Below are 18,360 nucleotides of genomic sequence, written 5' to 3'. Positions count from 1 at the left end.
AATACTCATATTGATAAGTGACTTAAATACTGAAGTTAACGAATAAAAAAGAAGTCAGAACTTGGCTGTCTTATTTTTGAGTTCTAAATTTCGACCTTTGTTCATCCTAACAATTATTCGGCATCAAGATCGATACAATTTTTAGTTCCGAATAAATTGACTGCGCCCTCTAAGATTTCATCACTCGGAGAGGGATAGTATACCACTAAATTATCTTTAGCTCTGGTACAGCAAACATAAAAGAGTTTTTGGGTTCGACGCAATATATTGGGATAGCTTCTTTTTTGAGCAGGAGTCAGCATAGCACCTACATTGTGATTAAAAAGATATTCAAAATTGTAATTGTTCCAGCCGCCATTGTGCAATACAATTAACACATTTTTAAATTCAAGCCCTTTTATTTTGTGCTGGGTAGAAAACGGCATATACCCTTCAATATATTTGTAGAGATTCTGGACTTCCACAAATGCAATATCCGAAACACGCCAATACAAATATTCGTTATTATCAATAAATTCCTGAAGTTGGTCATCAATAATACAAAGACCTTCTTTATGTGCATAACTGATGACGGTTGCAATCGAAGCTCCATTTTGCGCTTTTAAATGCTCAATAGCTGTTTTAAGCTTTACTTTATCAGCAACTGACTGAACACGGAATGAGGTCATTCGAATTAATTCATTATATTGCTTTGACTCATATAAAGAGATGAGTTCTTGAATCTTAAACAAGTGCTGTATTAAACGATCTCTTTTTGGTTCTTTTATAGTAACACCATCAATTACAACTTTGTCATCAATCAGGCTATCTTTGTCCAAATAAATTTTCTGGACTTTCTCATACGGCCATCTCTTAATGTGCTCAAAAAGCTTTTTATTTGAGGGAGCTTCCAAAAGAACATCCAAGTGAGATTTCCCTTTATTGGGGCCTCTTTTATAGGTCCAATTCAATAAACCTACGGCATCTTCAAAAGGAACATCATTAGGTATTTGGATACTCTGTTTTTTTGCTTCCTCTTTGAATGCTTTTTTAAATGCTGCAATTGGATCATTGTCGTAAATCTCCATAAGTTGCGAAAAACCAGCTTCATTTGCAATCAGATTGTGGGTTAGCCGTAGTTCTTTGGTTTCTTTAGCATTTGTAAAATCCCACCCCTGTACCAATATGGATGATTTAACTTTCTTTAAATCAAAACTCTTTGAATATGCAAATTTTACAGTTCCTTGTTTAACGACGCTATTTTTCATATTCGGTGCCGAAATATCGTCTGAAGGTTGTTGAATCAGTCCATCTTTTCTTAAAGCATTTGCTATATCAATAACAGACTGCGGATTCCTGCGGTTTTGCTCTTTTATCACTTTAACGACGATGCCCTGCTCTATGTACCCATCAATGACTCCAACACCTGTCTCATATATTGATTGCATAGAGTCTCCAAAAAAGCCAATAATGTTTTTCTTTTTTCTGGCCTGGAGAAAATTCAATAATATTTCTATGACCAAAGGAGAAGTGTCTTGATATTCATCAACAAAAATAAATTGAAATTTGTCCAATAGCAAATCACAGAGACGAGGATACTTTTTGAACATTCTGTGAGCTAAAAGCAGCACTTCATCATGCGAAATTTCTCCATTACCAATTCGTACGTATTCTTTATACTGTATCCCGTTTTCGAATTCGTTGGAATAAATTTCTCCTGGCGTCGGACTTTTTATTACATTGTCCGGCTCATTGATCAATTCCAACAATGTTACTTTTAATTCTTTCTGAAATTGAGCAATTGAATCCCATAAAAAGTCATGAATTGTTGAAACTCTCAGGTTTTTAACGCTTGCACGATTTTTAATCTCTATAGCTGCGGCATTTGTATAAGTGATACACGCAATATGAGCTGATGGAACTAATGAGGAGATGGATTGTAATACCTCTACTAATGAAAAAGTTTTCCCGCTTCCGGCTCCACCGCTTAATAAAAAATGATGCCCCATTTTTATTTGCTGGAGAATTTGACTTAATTCTTTCTGATTTTTTAATTCTGTCGCAGCCAAAGTAATCCCTCCTCAATATAAGGTGGCATTTTCCAATTTGAAAAAGTGTGTTTTCCATCATTAATGCTATTAAGGAGAATATCAAGAGCAAATGAAGCTTTGCTTCCAATACAGTTATTGGCCAAATCATAAGAATCGTAAATAAAGTGACCATCTGCATCTTTTTCGTCGAGTTGCTCCTTGCACTTTAAGCTTGGAAATAATTGCTCATTTTGGATAATAAACTCTCTATTAATCTGAAAGAAAGCGTCCTCAAAACTACGCGGATAGTAGCTGTCGGCTTCTTTTGTTTGGTATGCTATCATTAGGTTGCCGTTTGGGTTGGTTTCCCATAATCCGTTGTATTTTTGAAGAATCTTATTCTCCGGTGTCAAAGCCATAAAAAATGATATAGGCTCTTTTGCGCTACTCTTGCTTAATGGAGTCCCGAAATAGTGCAATAGCGCACCATTTGTCGTATGTGTGGCTTCTTCTATTGAACATGCTACTATCTTCTTTATATCCCTACCGTTCTTGTCTTTAGATATACTTTCTTTGCCTGAATCAATATCTGTAATGATCAAAGTTTTAATTCCGATAAAAGACAGAAATTCGTCGAAGATTTGTGAATATGCTCCACTTGCAATGAGTGAAATGTTTTGAGAAAGAAGTGGCAAATCGTTTTCTGATGGGTGTTCTTCATCAACTTTTTTGAGCATTGCCGGTAACAATATACCCTCAGTTTCGCCTTCATATAAAATTGCCTTATCAGCAAAAAAGATTTCAGAGTAGTTAAGAGTTAGATATTGTTTTAAGAATTTAAAATGGTTTCGTTCAGGATCTTTTTCAGTTTTATATCCGGTTTCAAGTTCCTTAAGATTCTGAGAAATAACCTCTGTATTAGAACTCCTTTTAAAATATTTAATATCGTCAAAATCGCATTCGGAAACAATGTGAGAGGAATGGGATGTGATAATTGTTTGGAGATTAATCAATCTATTTCCGTGTTCATCGGAAATACCATCTATAAGCAAACTTTTAATATTCTTGATAAATACATACTGTAACTGCGGATGAGTATGGGCTTCCGGTTCTTCTATAAAAAGAAGATTAATATCCGCTGGCTTTTCTGTTTCATTAGATTTCTTTAAGAAATCTTCCAGGTATATTTCAACCTCCATAATTATGCTAATAAGGTTCAAGTATCCAAGGCCATTATAACTTTCTGGTAACTGATGATTATTGCTTTCATAAACGACTGTCGTATTACCCTTTAGTAATTGTTGCTGACTAAGCGTTGAAATGATTTTAACTACAGTTTCATTTTCACGAATTCCGCCAAACTTCTTGACTTTTTTTATGACTTTCTCAAATAGTCCATCATATACTCCCGATAGCGCTTTATCGGTTGAGTGCAAAGTATCTTCAAAATTAGCAACTGTAGGATTACTTTCATCATCCTTAGTCTTTTCATAATAACGATTTGAAAGGCTCGATAGTGTATTATCGCCCTCTTTGTTTTCCGTATCTCGTCTTGCACTAATACAACGAAAGCATATCAGCTTATTAAGATCAAGATCAGAAGGGTCAAGAACTGTAGAAACTGTTTGAGACGCACTCTTAGAGTCGACATCGAATAAAATTGCCTTTTTCAGCATTTCAAAATACTTTCGATGCTTGGCTCTCATAAATATATCAAACACTTCACTCTTAGAGTAATCAGGTTCTTTTTCAAATTTTTTGCAATATGTATTAAAATCGCTAATTAACTTAATGAACTTTTGATCGGATATTGTGTACTCAAATTTTAAAATAACAATATTATTGTCCGGATCCAAATCCAGCATAAGAGGCTGAATGTTTGAAAGGTTATCAGTTTCATCATATTCGATAAAGAGGTATAATTCGATCCCCTTTATATTTAGTTTTTCCCAAGATGGCCGATCATCATTAATAACATCAAACAAAGAATCTTGGAAATCGCTATTAAAATCATTGTATGTGAAATTATTGGTCGAACTTTGGGAGCCAATAAATTTACTTAATATAGAAAGAAAAGAGGTCTTGCCACAGTTGTTTTTTCCTATGATTAAAGATAGATTTTCTTCAAGATCAATATCCATCCTTTTTAACATTCGATAATTTTCAATATGAATTTTTTTGACCTTCATACTTTATTCTCCCATGTTGTTTGACAAAAAATTAGGGCAAGGTATTCATTGTAACAAACGCTAATACAACTAATCAAAATCATACCATTGTTTTCCACTTTCGACAAATGCTTTATCTACCAAAGCTCTATCTTCCCAGCACGCCATAGGTTCAACTCTATGGCGTTTTTTCATGTCCAAAACTGCACCGAAAGGAGTTCTCCCATAAGCAACCCGAAAGACCACCGTCTATAGGTTTTTCCCTTCTGGGGCATCCGAGCGGCATAGAGGCAGCCTTTTCCCCAGAAACAAACACTTTTCCAGACAGCCCAAAGGAGGTGGATACCATGGCGGTATTTCGTATTGAGAAAACCCGCGAATACACGGTGATGTCCAACCGTCACCTACGCAACGCGGGGCTGCCCCTGAAATCCAAAAGGCTGCTCTCCATGATGCTGTCCTTGCCAGACGACTGGAACTACACCACTAGGAGCCTGGCAAAAATCTGTAAGGAGGGCACGGACAGCACAGAACCAATCCTGAAGGATTTGAAACAGATCAGTCAAGTATATTGTATGCAACCGCACGTAGGACAAAGAGAACAAAATCGTGGATATGCAGCGAGGCACCGTGGTTCACGGACACAAGTCAGCTATATACAGACGAGCTGGATCAACTTATCTATACACGGAAAATCCAGATATGGATAACTTGTGTCTGGAAAACCGTGGTAAAATATAGATAACATATCCGATTGTAGATTACAAGAAATAGGCAATTTTAATTATATTGCTTATTCTTTAAACCTGATGAACAAAGAAGAACGTTATTTTAGTTAATTTGTATTATACCACAAATTGGCTCATTTCTCAACGAGAAATGCCAACATTGAGAGACATCTGCAGTGTCCAAGTTGCCAGCGGCTCTCTGCACCTAGTTCTTGGTGAAATAGCTAGCGATTTCAAATTTATGTCCTGCTTGTGTTACCATATCCTTATAAAACAATAAGGAGGTAATCCCTATGAAATTTACCAAAGAAGAAAAATTGACTTTTGTCAAACGTTACCAGAACGGAGAAACAGTGCTCCAGATCTGTGATGAAAACCAAATTCCCCGTAGCACTTTCTATCGCTGGATACAAGACTATCAACAAACTGTAACTGATACAGGCAATATAATTACTCCACAGGAGTTCCTATACCTGAAAAAAAAAGTCAAAAAATTAGAAGATACGATTCAGTTCTTGAAGAAAGTTAGCTGTACTGTCTCCTCTCCATTACAGGAAAAACTCAAAGCTATGGAGGCACTTTATGGACAATTCAGCGTACATACCCTCTGTGAAGCGTTAGACATCCCTCGTGGTACATTTTATAACCATATTTTCCGGAATAAAAGGGGCAACACCCTTGCGGCGAAACGTCGGGAAGAATTAAAAGTAGAAATTCAAAAAATTTATGATGACAGTGAGCAAATTTATGGTGCGAGTAAGATTACTGCCATACTTCAAAATCAAGGAGTCAAAACCAGTGTTAAGTATGTTTCTCAGATTATGAGGGAGTTAGGAATCAGCAGCGTCAGCACTACAGCAAAGAAGGAATATCAAAAATGGAAGAAAGGGCAGAATAGGAATTTCTTGCAACAAAAGTTTCAAACCGAACGACCAAACCAAGTTTGGGTTAGTGATATTACTATTTTTAAGTTTGGTGATAAGTATTATTATCTCTGCGCTATCATCGATTTATTCTCAAGAAAGATTATTTCCTATCGAATCTCTAAGAATAGCAGTACACAACTGCTTACTAAAGCATTTAAGCAAGCCTATTCCGAGAGAAAACCGAAAAAGGGACTTATGTTTCACAGTGACCGAGGGACGCAATATATGTCTTACGCATTTGTCCACTTATTGGAAGACCACGGCGTGAAACAATCCTTTTCTCGGACTGCACGTCCTCATGATAATGCAGTCGCAGAAGCGTTTTTCTCAATCTTCAAAAAAGAAGAATTATATCGGCGGCATTATACTTCCGAAGCGGATCTGATGAGAGGCATTCACCGGTTTATTGATTTCTATAACAATAAACGCCCACACTCCACCATACAGTATAAAACTCCAGAACAGAAGGAACAGGAATATTGGGACAATAAAAAATAGGCTTCGCCTATTCAACTCCCCTGCCCCTCATTCATGAGGAGTGGGGTTTTCTTTTTTGTTACTTTGGTTCATAATAGTTTTATGAATATCTTACAAAATATTTTTAAAGACCATTACGAAGAAATGTTTTATATCTTACATCCTCGTGACTCTGTCATCGAAAATGTCGAAAAAATGATTCATTGTGGCGATCCTTCCTTTGGTGGCGCCATGTTTGCCTGCCCTTGTTGTGGTACTTTCAAATATGTTCCCTTTCGATGCCATTCCCGTTTCTGTCCTACCTGTGGCAACATGTACTCCATTGACAGGTCTACTTCCATGTCTTTTAAAATCATTGATGTCCAGCATCGACACTGTGTTTTTACCATCGCCAGCGAACTCCGTCATTTTTTTCTCGAAGACCGTTCCCTTCTAAACTGTCTGTTCTCCGCTGTTAACAGCGTGGTCTCCCGTATGTTCCATAAGCTCAACAAATCAGAGTCCTTCACTCCTGGCTTTATCTGTGTCCTGCATACTTTTGGACGAGACTTAAAATGGAATCCCCATATACATTGTCTTGTCTCAGAAGGTGGGGTCGGCAATTCTCTGCTTTGGCGTCATATAAAACATTTCAACTTTAAGCTCCTTCGGGATTCTTTTCAAACCGCCCTGCTTAACGAACTGCATATACACCTTGGCAACTCCTTTAAAAAAGTAAAATCTACCATCTATGCTGACCACAAAAATGGTTTCTATGTCCGTGCCATGCCTAATAAATGCAATCCTTCCAATGTAATCAAATATATTGGAAGATATCTTGGCCGGCCTGTAATTGCTACTTCTCGTATCGATGCTTACGATGGTGACTTTGTTACCTTCCATTACAACCGTCATGAGGATAACAAACTTATGACTGAAAATCTTCCAGTCCTTGATTTTATTTCTCGTCTTACGCAACACATACCGGAAAAGCATTTCAAAATGATTCGCTATTATGGTATCTATGCAAGGCATTGTAAATCGGATTGTTATCTGCGACGAGCTATTTCCAAGGAAAAACATAAGATTCTCTTATCCTTTAACCGTTGGCGAGAATGTATCCTTTCCTCTTTTGGCTATGATCCTTTGAAATGTCCTAACTGTGGCAGCAAAATGCTTTTTCAAGAACTATATTTCAATCATAAACCTGTTTCTTTGCATGAATTATATGAAAAGGTAATGCGTAAGCACATGTGCCGGTCTCCCGCCCTAATTCCAAATCTTCCAACTCCAACGTTTTCGTGATACAATCAAACTATCTATCAGAAAGCGGAGGCTGTCACTATGGAATACATAACAGAAGCAGAACTTGCAAAGAAACTTCGAGAACAATATATTAAAGAACCGCCAGAAGGTGTAACTTCTGATGAAGTCCGTGAAATGAGTGATGAAGATCTCTTGGATATGGACTATTTTCTTCATGAATTTGACGATATTGATGATGACGATTTTGACGAAGAAGGGTTTTATCTCTTCTAATCCAGGATCGTCTGTTTCTCATGCCCGCCTCCCCCCGAGCTTTTTTAATTCAGAAGTTCTCCAAAAGGAGAACTTTCCTATAAAGCAAAAAATAGGGCCTGTAAATACAAGCCCTATTGACAGCGCGAGACGGGATTCGAACCCGCGACCCCAACCTTGGCAAGGTTGTACTCCACCCCTGAGCCACTCGCGCGTATGCGGTGCTGACAACGTGCTGTCACACTCGCAAAAATAACTATACTATAAAACTTCTATTTTGTCAACCAGGTTTTCAGGATTTCAAGATGGCACTCAGCACATACTGGCTGTTCGGAAAGTTCTTCTGGGAAATGTCCTCCAGGCGGATCAGATCCACGTCCAGCCACATTTCTTCAGCAGCGGTCATCAAATTGGCGAACATGATTCCGAAGTTCACCTCATCCCATTTTCTAAGCTGTTCCGCCTTGTGTTTCTTGGAAAATATGTGTATCCGGTTATCATATACTACGAAACGCCAGGGCTGGTCGTTCATGGCAGACGGAGCAAGACGCGCAGACTCCAAAAGCTGCCGCATCCACTGCCTCGGCACTTCTTTAAAAATGCAAAGCTGGTCGATGGACAGCCGCTTGGCCTCAGCCTGCTTCCTCACATGGGAGCCTTTGCTTTTTCCGAAGGCGACAATCCCCACCATTTTCCTTCCGTCTTTTTCCTGAAGTTCCTTCTTGATCTTATTGCTGCCAATAAAGCACGTTCCTATACCCAGGCTGCACATATACAGTACCATCTGCTCCATCAGGTATCCCATGTTCATCAGATACCTTGGAGCCTCTTCCGAATAGAACACCAGATAGTAAGGCGCTTTTACGCTGAATAAACTCAGCATCCTCTGCTGTCCCCTCCGGTTGTCCAGCACCGAGATCTCCGTCTCAATCCCGCCGAACAGCCCGGTCAGTTCCCGGTAATGTGCCTTAACTTTATCTAAAAGCTGGGGGCTCAGTGCCTCGCCCGTATAGCTGCGTACAGATTTTCTTACAAAAATAGCCTCATATAAATTCATGCTCTCACCTTTAATTATTCTGTAACAATATTGTAACATGCTTTCCAGCTTTTGCAAGACTTTGCTTCAAATATTTTCTTAAAATTTCCTGAACATTCCATCCAGCTCGCCCACATACTCAGCAAATACCCGCAATGCTTCCGCCACAGGTTCCTTACTGGTCATATCGACGCCGCAGATTTTCAGAAGATCGATCGGATCTCTGGAACTCCCACCGCTCAGAAATTCCTTATACTTCTCCACTATCCCAGGCTCTCCCCTCAGTATCTTGCTGCTGATGGCGATAGCAGCTGAAAAGCCAGTGGCATACTGGTAGACATAAAACGGCGTATAGAAATGTGGAATCCTCGACCACTCCAGTGCGATTTCCGGATCGCTTACCATATCCGGGCCGAAATATTTCTGGTTCAGGCCATAATAGAGCTCACACAATCCCTGGGCTGATACACTGCCCGATTCTGCGAGCATTTCATGGGCCTTCTGCTCAAATTCAGCGAACATCGTCTGGCGGAACAGCGTCCCTTTGAACTGATCCAGGAAATAATTTATTAAATGCGCCCGTTCCTCCTGACCGGAAGCCTGCTCCAGAAGGTAATGGATCAGCAGCGCCTCATTGCACGTAGAAGCCACCTCTGCCACAAAAATCCGGTAGCCGGCATACGCATACGGCTGCGCATGGTCTGAATAATAGCTGTGGATCGCATGCCCCATCTCATGAGCCAGCGTGAACACAGAATTCAGATTGCCGCTGTAATTCAGAAGAACGTAGGGATGGGTGCCGTAAGCCCCCCATGAATAAGCTCCGCTGCGTTTTCCCTGGTTTTCATACACGTCAATCCATCCATTTTCAAAGCCCTCCTCCAGAAGAGCCGTATAATCCTCGCCCAGAACCTGTAATCCCGATTTGACAATTTCCCTCGCCTCCGAAAAACTGATCTCCTTTTCCGGCCGCTCAATCATAGGTACGTATACATCATACATATGCAGTTCATCCAATTTCAGAAGTCTTTTTCTCAGAGCCACATAATCATACATCGCGGGCAGGCTGTCATGAACTGCTTCAATCAGCCTGTGATAAACCGTCACCGGTATATTCCCTCCGTCCAGGGCCGCTTCCAGAGTCGAAGGATAGCGGCGGAGAGACGCAAAAAACCTGGCCTGCTTCAGGTTCGCGGCAAATGTGGCCGCCAGCATATTCTTATGCTTTCCATAGGTCTCATACAGTTTCTGAAAAGCCTCTTTCCGGACCCGCCTGTCTCTGCTTTCCATAAATGTCACATATCTTCCATGAGTCAGAACCGCTTCCTCATCATTTTCATCCAGTATCGTCCCGAAGTCTATGTCCGCGTTGTTGAAGGCCATGAATATCTGTTGAGGACTGTTTCCCAGCTCCCCGGCCCTTGCCAGCACCCCTTCCATTTCCTCTGACAGTATGTGGGGCTTCAGCCTCATCTCTTCCTCCAGATAACGCCTGTATCCCCCTAACGGTTCAAAATCCGCCAGCCACTGTTCCAGCACCCGGTCCTCTACAGACAGGATCTCCGGCTCCACAAAGGACAGAGCGTCCGACAGACGCACTGACAAATCTGCAGCCTTACCGGACATTTCCTGATACCGCTGGTTTCCCGTATCCTGATGATACTTCTGGTTGGCGTACACATAAATGCTTTCCAGACGTTTCTGCAGCTCATCACTTTTGCACAGCACCTGGTACATCTGTTCTGGCCCCCGGGACAGCTCACCCTTCAGTTCCCTGAATTCTTCAATTCCTTTCTCCAGCTCCGTACAGCTGTCCATCCACAGTTCATCCGTCTCAAAGATATCTTCCAGCTTCCAGCAATATTCCTGATCCATTTCCTCTCTTGTGGGCAATGCTATTTTCTGAGTCATAGTTTCCTCCATCAATAGTTCTCTATTTTATAGTATACTCATTTTTTCCGGTTAAAACAAGAAAAAGCCTGATCGGCTGATACAGGCTTAAATTTCAATTCTATTTTTTCACTGTTTTCTATAAAGTTCCGACATCTGCCTGGCTGCCGTCTTCAGCCAGCCATAGACTTTCTCTCTGTCAGCTCCCGCGGCTTCCGGCTGCCTGGCCGCAAAATTTACCCAGAGATCCACGGATAGCCGTTCCGCCAGCTCTGCATCATTCCCGCACTCCCTCATAAAATAACAATACATCTGCTCAGCAAACATGAGATAGAACTCATAAAAAACACTCCTGCCATTCTCACCCAATACCTTTCACCCTCTCATACCTTACGCTGCCTGTCCACGCCTCCTTTTTCCGCGTGTCTTATCATGACTTCCACCACATCCAAAATCGCTTCTCTATCCGGCCGCTTCAAAACCTCAATCATCTGGCCCAGTTCTGACGACCTGATGTCAAATCGTACCTCCAGGCAATCCATCAGCAACTCATCCGAAGAAACGTTCAACGCATTGGCAATCCGGATAAACGCTTCCAGGCTTGGTTTTTTCACACCGCGTTCAATCGCGCTGATAAATGCCGTGCTCAGCTTCGACAGCTCTGCCAGTTCTTCCTGTTTCATGCCCTGACGCTGCCGGCAATCTTGTATTCTTCGGCCAAATCCGTCCATCCGGTACCACCTCCTGTCAGTAGTGTAATAATACCCTAAGTATAGTTGAAAACATTCATCATTTACAGATTCCAGCAGAACTATACTCATACTGACAGTATGTATTTATGGATATATTTTATGATATAAAATAACAGGCAGGTGAAATCCATTCAAAAGATTCGCCTGTCCTGTTTTCACAATTTTCTAATTCTATAAATTTTATCTCCCGGCTTCTCCATAACCAGGCGCGGCAATGAAACGCTGATAACAGGCAACCGATGAACCGTTCATTATTGACGTTTAAAAATCCCGAATGGAATGTACATGGATAAAATCCAAAAATTCCATATCCGTATAACCCATCACCTGTCCGAGGCGTGTCTCCTGTTCCTGAACAGTATTCTCTTCTCCGATCTCATCCTTCAGGACGTATTCATACAAGACATCCAGCATCTGTCCCGGCCCCAGGGAGTGCTGGCCGCATACCCGGAAAATCCGATTCACAATCTCTGCAATCTTCTCGTCGTTCAGCATTGGGAAATACAAAATGGCCCGGGCTATTACAGTTACGTCTGTTTCCTTCGTCATCTCGCGCAGCTGTGCGATCAGGCTGCTCTTTATTTCATTCATATTTTACCGATCCTTTCCATATAATAAAAAGCGCTCGTGTTCCTGGTTCTTTATTAGCAGTATACCAGATGCAGGCATTTTATGCAATGACCGCAGCCAAACACGTTTTTCCTTTCCCACGGAGATCCTCAGGCTTACCATGACAGCAGGCAATCGAAAAAGGCTGCTGTATCCAAACCTTGAAGATTCAGATGCAGCAGCCCTTTTACTATCATTTTGCGTAGTCAGTTACGCGGCTTTCACGAATTACATTCACTTTAATCTGTCCCGGATACTCCAGCTCACTCTCGATCTGTTTGGATATATCCCTGGCCAGCAATACCATATCAGCATCATTCACCTGCTCCGGCACTACCATGATGCGGACTTCTCTACCTGCCTGAATGGCAAAAGATTTTTCAACTCCTTTGAAGGAGTTCGTGATATCTTCTAACTGTTTTAATCTGTTCGTATATGTTTCCAGTGTTTCCCTTCGTGCGCCCGGCCTCGCTGCGGATATCGCATCAGCAGCCTGTACCACACACGCGATCAGGGACTGGGGTTCTACATCGCCATGATGTGCTTCCACCGCATTAATCACGAGATTAGACTCTTTGTACTTCCTGCAGAGGTCTGCTCCAATCTGAATATGGGAGCCTTCTACTTCATGGTCGATTGATTTTCCAATATCATGCAACAGCCCGGCCCGCTTCGCCACCCGGACGTCCAGTCCGACTTCTCCGGCAAGAAGTCCTGTCAGCTGTGCCACTTCAATTGAATGCTTTAATGCATTTTGTCCATAACTGGAACGGAACTTCATACGTCCCAGCAGACGAACCAGCTCCGGATGAATGCCGTGAACGCCAACCTCCAGGGTTGCCGACTCACCTTCTTCACGGATCATGGTATCTACTTCCTTCTGTGCCTTTTCCACCATCTCTTCTATACGAGCGGGATGGATACGGCCGTCAACAATCAATTTTTCCAGGGCAATCCGCGCCACTTCCCTGCGGATTGGATCAAATGAGGATAATACGACTGCTTCCGGGGTATCGTCGATGATCAGATCTACGCCGGTCAATGTCTCCAATGTACGGATATTCCGGCCCTCACGCCCGATAATCCGGCCCTTCATCTCATCGCTTGGAAGCTGTACCACAGATATTGTGGATTCCGCAACATGATCAACCGCGCATTTCTGAATGGCAGTGACCACAAAATCTTTCGCCTTACGGCCCGCTTCTTCCTTTGCCTTGCCTTCCAATTCCTTGTAGAGCTTGGCAGTGTCAATTTTCACTTCGTCTTCAACAGATTTTAAAAGATATTCCTTTGCCTGTTCGGAGGTAAAACCGGAGATTCTCTCCAGTTCCTGTACTTCCTGATCGTGTAAATCGTCGACTTTCTTTTCCTTTTTCTTTAACTCTGTCTCTTTTGCTGTAAGGTCATTTTCACGGCGTTCTAACGCCTCCGCCTTTCTGTCCGCAGACTCTTCCTTAGACAATACGCGTTTCTCATACTTCTGCAGTTCCGCTCTTCGTTCCCGGTACTCCCTGTCCTGTTCATTCTTAACTTTCAGGTTTTCCTCTTTGGCCTCCAGGAGAGCTTCTCTTTTCTTAGTTTCAGCTGTTTTTAATGCCTCATCTATTATGTTTCTAGCTTTTTCCTCGGCAGTGCCAATCTTTTCAGCATCCTGCTGAACCTTCTTGGCGACTGCAGCCTTGCTGGCAACAGGAACCGCAATAAGTACGGTGACAACCACAGCAACGATTGCAATAATTACATTCAATGTTATTGCATCCATTACAGGAGCACCTCCTTATTAAGTTTTCATTGTACATTCACAACACTTCAATTTTATACTGTTTTCACAAATTTGTCAATTAGTCAGTTGAGAAAGTTGAATCCTTCCTGATATTCCCGGATCACCTTCCAGATATCCCCCGATGAAAACCCCTTCCTTGCGAGATATCCCAATGCCCTTCTCAGCTCTTTTTCTTCCATCTTATGCGGTTGTCCTGCTTTTTTGACCAGCAATTGGCCGATCAGCTCTGTCTCGTCTCCCGGCAATTCTTCCAGGGCGTTCTCGATCTCCTCGCCGGCTATTCCTTTATCCTGCAGAAATGAGCGCAGGGCAGCCCTGCTCTTTCTGCTGCCCGCGCTCATCACATAGTTCTCGGCGTACCGTCTGTCATTGACATAGCCATAGGACTTCACATATTCTATGGCGGCCTCCGCCGATTCAGGGTCATAGCCTTCCCGCGCCAGGCGATCTCTCAGTTCCTGTTCGGAACGGTCCCGGCTGACCAGCAGACGCATGGCTTTCCGTATGGCTTCTTTTTCCCTGCTTTCTTCTCTGTCCATGAATTATTCCTCTGCCATATCCGGTTCCTCTGACGGTCCCGGCTGCGGCCCGGCTGCGGCTTTTGCCCCCTGCAGCCCGAAGGAGGTTCTGACCTTGGCTTCTACCTCATCCATGACTTCCGGATGCTCTTTCAGATAAATTTTTGAATTCTCACGGCCCTGGCCGATCTTGTTGCCATTGTATGCGAACCACGCGCCGCTCTTCTGAATCACGTCCAGCTTCACAGCCAGATCCAGCACATCTCCCTCACGGGATATTCCTTTGCCGAACATGATGTCGAATTCTGCTTCCTTGAAGGGCGGGGCCACCTTATTCTTCACTACTTTAATCCGGGTGCGGTTGCCGATCACCTCTCCGCCCTGCTTCAGGGCTTCTATTCTCCTGACGTCCAGCCGGACGGATGAATAAAACTTCAGGGCACGCCCTCCCGTGGTCGTCTCCGGATTCCCGAACATGACGCCCACTTTTTCGCGGAGCTGATTGATAAAAATCACGATACAGTTGGTCTTGCTGATGGCAGCGGTCAGTTTCCGGCAAGCCTGTGACATCATTCTCGCCTGAAGGCCTACGTGGGAGTCTCCCATGTCCCCGTCAATCTCCGCCTTGGGCACCAGAGCCGCCACAGAGTCCACAATGACGATGTCCACAGCTCCGGAACGGACCATGGTCTCTGTGATCTCCAGGGCCTGTTCGCCGTTGTCCGGCTGTGATATATACAGGTTGTCTATATCAACGCCGATGTTCTTGGCATAGACAGGGTCCAGCGCGTGCTCCGCATCTATGAATCCAGCAATCCCGCCTCTCTTCTGAACTTCAGCTACCATATGGAGTGCGACAGTAGTCTTACCGGAGGACTCCGGCCCGTAAATCTCTATGATCCTCCCACGCGGCACTCCGCCGAGCCCCAGCGCAACGTCCAGACTCAGAGAGCCTGTAGGCACCGTCTCCACATTCATATTCGTCCCGGTGTCTCCCAGCTTCATCACTGCGCCCTTGCCATACTGCTTCTCAATCTGCCCCAGGGCAGCATCCAGTGCCCGCATTTTATCATCGCTATTTGCCATCTCTATCTCCTTCATATATGAACACACGTTCGTTTTTCTACTTAGCATCTTATTATATTTTCCGGCTTCTGTCAAGCAAAACCTTATTTTCCCCGGCCGCTTTTTCTGCTGCCGGCCCCTCCCCGCCAGTACCTGTACGTGCTTTCTCCTGCCGGCATTTCTTCGCAAATGCGCCCGAAAAGGCTCTCTTTCGCCTCCTGGCCTCTTCCGGCTCCTTCTCTGTAATTATTACTGGTGGGCAACCCGACAGATTCATCGGATAGAATCAGATGAGAAACGGAGAATCCGTCTCTGAATAAAAAAAGTATAGCAAATTTCCCTTTAAAAAGCAATCTTCCAATTCTAAAAATTTTATTATAGAAACAGAAGGTGCCGCAGAACCATCCAGTCAGATCATTCAGCGGCACCTTCGCTTCAGATAAAGCATCTAACAATACCCGGTCAGGCCAGCCAGTCATACAGCTCCTGATACTGCCTCGCCGAGCTGTTCCAGGAATAGTCTTCAGCCATAGCCCGGTCCACAATCTTATTCCACTCCCGTTTCCGATCATAGAAAATCCTCTCCGCATACCGGATGGTTCCCAGCATCTCGTGGGCATTATAATTGGCAAAGGAAAATCCCGTCCCTGTTCCTTCGTATTCGTTGTAGGGCTGTACAGTATCTTTCAGCCCGCCCGTCTCACGAACAATGGGAACCGTTCCGTATCTCAGGCTCATCAGCTGACTCAGCCCGCATGGCTCGAAGAGAGACGGCATCAGAAAAGCATCACAGGCAGCATAAATCTTGTGTGACATTTCCTCTGAGTAAAATATATTGGCTGATACTTTTTTATCATATTTCCAGGCATAGTGCCGGAACATATTCTCGTATTTTGGATCACCGGTTCCCAAAATCACAAGCTGTATGCCATCCTGACATATCTCATCCATCATATAGGCTATTAAATCAAAGCCCTTCTGGTCTGTCAGCCGTGATACAATACCGATCATCATGGTCTTTGCATCCACATCCAGCCCCAGCTCTTGCTGCAGGCCGGTTTTGTTCTTGCTCTTTTCCTTCCTGAAGGTCCTGAGGCTGAAGTTTTTATAAATATGGGAGTCTGTCTCCGGATTATAATCCTCATAGTCAATCCCGTTGACAATTCCCCTCAGATCACCTGATCTGGCTCTCATGAGCCCGTCCAGGCCTTCTCCGTAAAACGGCGTCTTAATCTCTTCCGCATATGTCCTGCTGACGGTCGTGATGGCGTCCGCGTACACCAGCCCGCCCTTCAGATAACTGGCGTCTTTGTTAAACTCCAGCTTGTCCGGCGTAAAATAGTAGTCCGGAAGCCCGGTAATGCTTTTGACAGTCTTCATATCCCATACCCCCTGGAACTTCAGGTTATGTATGGTCATGATTGATTTAATTCCCCGGTAAAATTCACTTCCCTGGAACCGTTCATGGAGATAAACAGGAACCAGCCCTGTCTGCCAGTCATGGCAGTGTATGATATCCGGCCGGAAATCAATGACCGGAAGTATGGAAAGCGCTGCTTTAGAAAAGAAAGCGTACTTCTCCAGGTCCCACGGCATTCCGAAATACGGCGCGCTTCCGGAAAAATGTTCTTCATTATCGATGAAATAAAAAGTAATCCCCTCATATTCTGTAGAGAATATACCAACATACTGCTGTCTCCAGTTCAAATCCATATAAAAGCTGGTAATAAATCTAAGCTGATCCTTGAACTGTTCTTTCATGCAGGCATACTTGGGAATCACGACTCTGACATCAAAATATTCTTTGGGAAAACACTTCGGAAGTGACCCGACCACATCGGCCAGTCCCCCGGTTTTAATAAACGGCACACTTTCCGAAGAAACAAATAATATCTTTTTCATGTATGGAAAATCCCCCTTTTCCGGTATTCACCACAGCTGTCGGTTCAGCGAAATGGTTCTGGTTAAAGTATAACCCATTTTCCATCGAATGAAAAGCCCTTCTTTCTCGCTTAGTTCTTATATTCCAGCCTGATTTTATCAGCGATCAGCGCAATAAATTCTGAATTTGTCGGTTTTCCCTTGCCGGTGCTGACCGTATATCCGAATAACTCATCTATGGTATCCATCTTTCCACGGCTCCAGGCCACTTCAATCGCATGGCGGATCGCCCGCTCCACACGGCTTGGCGTCGTCTGATATTTTTTAGCGATCGTCGGATACAGAATCTTCGTAATGGAATTGAGCATTTCCATGTCGTCCACCGAGAGGATGATCGCATCTCTCAGGTACTGGTATCCTTTAATATGTGCAGGTACGCCAATTTCATGTATGATGTTCGTTACATCCAGTTCCAGATTCCGTTCCTGCTGGCTGCTGCGTCCATCGCAGCCGACACCTTTTCCCTCTCTCCGCCTTGTGGATATTCCCCTGACATTTTTAATGCGGTTTAACAGCATGTCGTTGTCAAATGGTTTCAAGATGTAATAAAATGCTCCCAGGTTAAACGCATCCTCGGTGATCCTGTCCTGCCCCACAGCAGACACTACTATAAACGCAGGGTGCTTTTTCAAGGTCGTATCTTGATTGACTTTCTCCATCATCGTCAGGCCGTCCATTTTCGGCATAATAATATCAAGTAGAACAACATCCGGTTGTTTCTGCCGGATAATATCATACAGATCTTTCCCGTTATCAGCGCTTCCCACCAGCTCCAGTTCACGGTCGCTGTTGATCAGAGTACCAAAAAGGTCCAGTATCCGTTCATTATCGTCGGCAACTGCAACATTCAACTTGTCCATACTATCTCCTCCATAATTCATTCAGCTTTTCTATTATGTTTGTAAAAGGCGGGCACCCTTTGTAGCTTTTTATATTCCTTTCAAACACTAACTGTATTATA

General features: G+C 43.3%; 15 protein-coding genes, 1 tRNA gene and 1 pseudogene. 4 read left to right on the top strand and 13 right to left on the bottom strand.

Annotation, left to right across the window (positions count from 1 at the left end; translation table 11 throughout):
- Positions 1 to 113: 113 nt before the first annotated feature.
- Entirely contained in the window at positions 114 to 2,048 is a 1,935-nt protein-coding gene (locus tag H9Q79_RS00250) for an ATP-dependent helicase (protein ID WP_249328931.1), read from the bottom strand.
- The gene (locus H9Q79_RS00245) at positions 2,030 to 4,198 is read right to left on the bottom strand and encodes an ATP-dependent nuclease (RefSeq protein WP_249328930.1); all 2,169 of its coding nucleotides are present in this window, start codon (positions 4,196 to 4,198) and stop codon (positions 2,030 to 2,032) included. Before H9Q79_RS00245 ends, H9Q79_RS00250 begins: the two co-directional genes overlap by 19 nt.
- Positions 4,199 to 4,524: 326 nt before the next feature.
- On the opposite strand from H9Q79_RS00245, the pseudogene H9Q79_RS00240 reads away from it, so the two are divergent.
- From H9Q79_RS00240 to H9Q79_RS00225, 4 genes and pseudogenes are all read left to right on the top strand, one after another.
- Positions 4,525 to 4,731 (top strand): annotated as a pseudogene (locus H9Q79_RS00240) (helix-turn-helix domain-containing protein); the annotation flags it as partial.
- 467 nt (positions 4,732 to 5,198) lie between these two features.
- Complete coding sequence (locus tag H9Q79_RS00235) at positions 5,199 to 6,329, top strand: IS3 family transposase (RefSeq protein ID WP_249328929.1); 1,131 nt, start codon at positions 5,199 to 5,201, stop codon at positions 6,327 to 6,329.
- An 81-nt stretch (positions 6,330 to 6,410) separates the two neighbouring features.
- Positions 6,411 to 7,592, top strand: a complete 1,182-nt coding sequence (locus H9Q79_RS00230; RefSeq protein ID WP_249328270.1) for an IS91 family transposase — start codon at positions 6,411 to 6,413, stop codon at positions 7,590 to 7,592.
- 39 nt (positions 7,593 to 7,631) lie between these two features.
- The gene (locus tag H9Q79_RS00225; RefSeq protein WP_249328928.1) at positions 7,632 to 7,826 is read left to right on the top strand and encodes a hypothetical protein; all 195 of its coding nucleotides are present in this window, start codon (positions 7,632 to 7,634) and stop codon (positions 7,824 to 7,826) included.
- Positions 7,827 to 7,947: 121 nt separating this feature from the next.
- On the opposite strand, the gene H9Q79_RS00220 is transcribed toward H9Q79_RS00225, so the two are convergent.
- The 11 genes from H9Q79_RS00220 to spo0A form a co-directional block, all read right to left on the bottom strand.
- A tRNA-Gly gene (locus H9Q79_RS00220) sits at positions 7,948 to 8,019 on the bottom strand.
- Between the two features lie 78 nt (positions 8,020 to 8,097).
- Positions 8,098 to 8,862, bottom strand: coding sequence for a nitroreductase family protein (locus H9Q79_RS00215; RefSeq protein WP_118645297.1), 765 nt, complete (start codon positions 8,860 to 8,862; stop codon positions 8,098 to 8,100).
- Between the two features lie 78 nt (positions 8,863 to 8,940).
- Positions 8,941 to 10,752 carry an oligoendopeptidase F gene (pepF, locus tag H9Q79_RS00210; RefSeq protein ID WP_249328927.1) on the bottom strand — a complete coding sequence of 604 codons (1,812 nt, stop codon included), beginning with the start codon at positions 10,750 to 10,752 and terminating at the stop codon, positions 8,941 to 8,943.
- 108 nt (positions 10,753 to 10,860) lie between these two features.
- Positions 10,861 to 11,100 (bottom strand): hypothetical protein, encoded by a 240-nt coding sequence (locus H9Q79_RS00205; RefSeq protein ID WP_118645680.1) that lies wholly within the window; start codon positions 11,098 to 11,100, stop codon positions 10,861 to 10,863.
- A gap of 14 nt (positions 11,101 to 11,114) precedes the next feature.
- Positions 11,115 to 11,462, bottom strand: a complete 348-nt coding sequence (locus tag H9Q79_RS00200; RefSeq protein ID WP_249328926.1) for a helix-turn-helix domain-containing protein — start codon at positions 11,460 to 11,462, stop codon at positions 11,115 to 11,117.
- 282 nt (positions 11,463 to 11,744) lie between these two features.
- A complete protein-coding gene (locus H9Q79_RS00195) occupies positions 11,745 to 12,074 on the bottom strand; it encodes a hypothetical protein (protein ID WP_249328925.1) in 330 nt (109 codons plus the stop codon).
- 211 nt (positions 12,075 to 12,285) lie between these two features.
- Positions 12,286 to 13,854 carry a ribonuclease Y gene (gene rny / locus H9Q79_RS00190; protein ID WP_249328924.1) on the bottom strand — a complete coding sequence of 523 codons (1,569 nt, stop codon included), beginning with the start codon at positions 13,852 to 13,854 and terminating at the stop codon, positions 12,286 to 12,288.
- An 83-nt stretch (positions 13,855 to 13,937) separates the two neighbouring features.
- Positions 13,938 to 14,414, bottom strand: coding sequence for a regulatory protein RecX (locus tag H9Q79_RS00185; RefSeq protein WP_118645686.1), 477 nt, complete (start codon positions 14,412 to 14,414; stop codon positions 13,938 to 13,940).
- Positions 14,415 to 14,417: 3 nt separating this feature from the next.
- Complete coding sequence (recA, locus tag H9Q79_RS00180; RefSeq protein ID WP_249328923.1) at positions 14,418 to 15,479, bottom strand: recombinase RecA; 1,062 nt, start codon at positions 15,477 to 15,479, stop codon at positions 14,418 to 14,420.
- Positions 15,480 to 15,920: 441 nt separating this feature from the next.
- The gene (gene glgA, locus H9Q79_RS00175; protein ID WP_118645690.1) at positions 15,921 to 17,360 is read right to left on the bottom strand and encodes a glycogen synthase GlgA; all 1,440 of its coding nucleotides are present in this window, start codon (positions 17,358 to 17,360) and stop codon (positions 15,921 to 15,923) included.
- A gap of 110 nt (positions 17,361 to 17,470) precedes the next feature.
- Positions 17,471 to 18,259: a sporulation transcription factor Spo0A gene (spo0A, locus tag H9Q79_RS00170; protein WP_118645692.1), complete on the bottom strand. Its 789-nt coding sequence runs from the start codon at positions 18,257 to 18,259 to the stop codon at positions 17,471 to 17,473.
- Positions 18,260 to 18,360 lie beyond the last annotated feature (101 nt).

Origin of the sequence: Wansuia hejianensis (assembly GCF_014337215.1) — a bacterium.
GTDB classification, from domain to species: domain Bacteria; phylum Bacillota; class Clostridia; order Lachnospirales; family Lachnospiraceae; genus Scatomonas; species Scatomonas hejianensis.
This window is presented reverse-complemented; position numbering and strand designations above follow the sequence as displayed.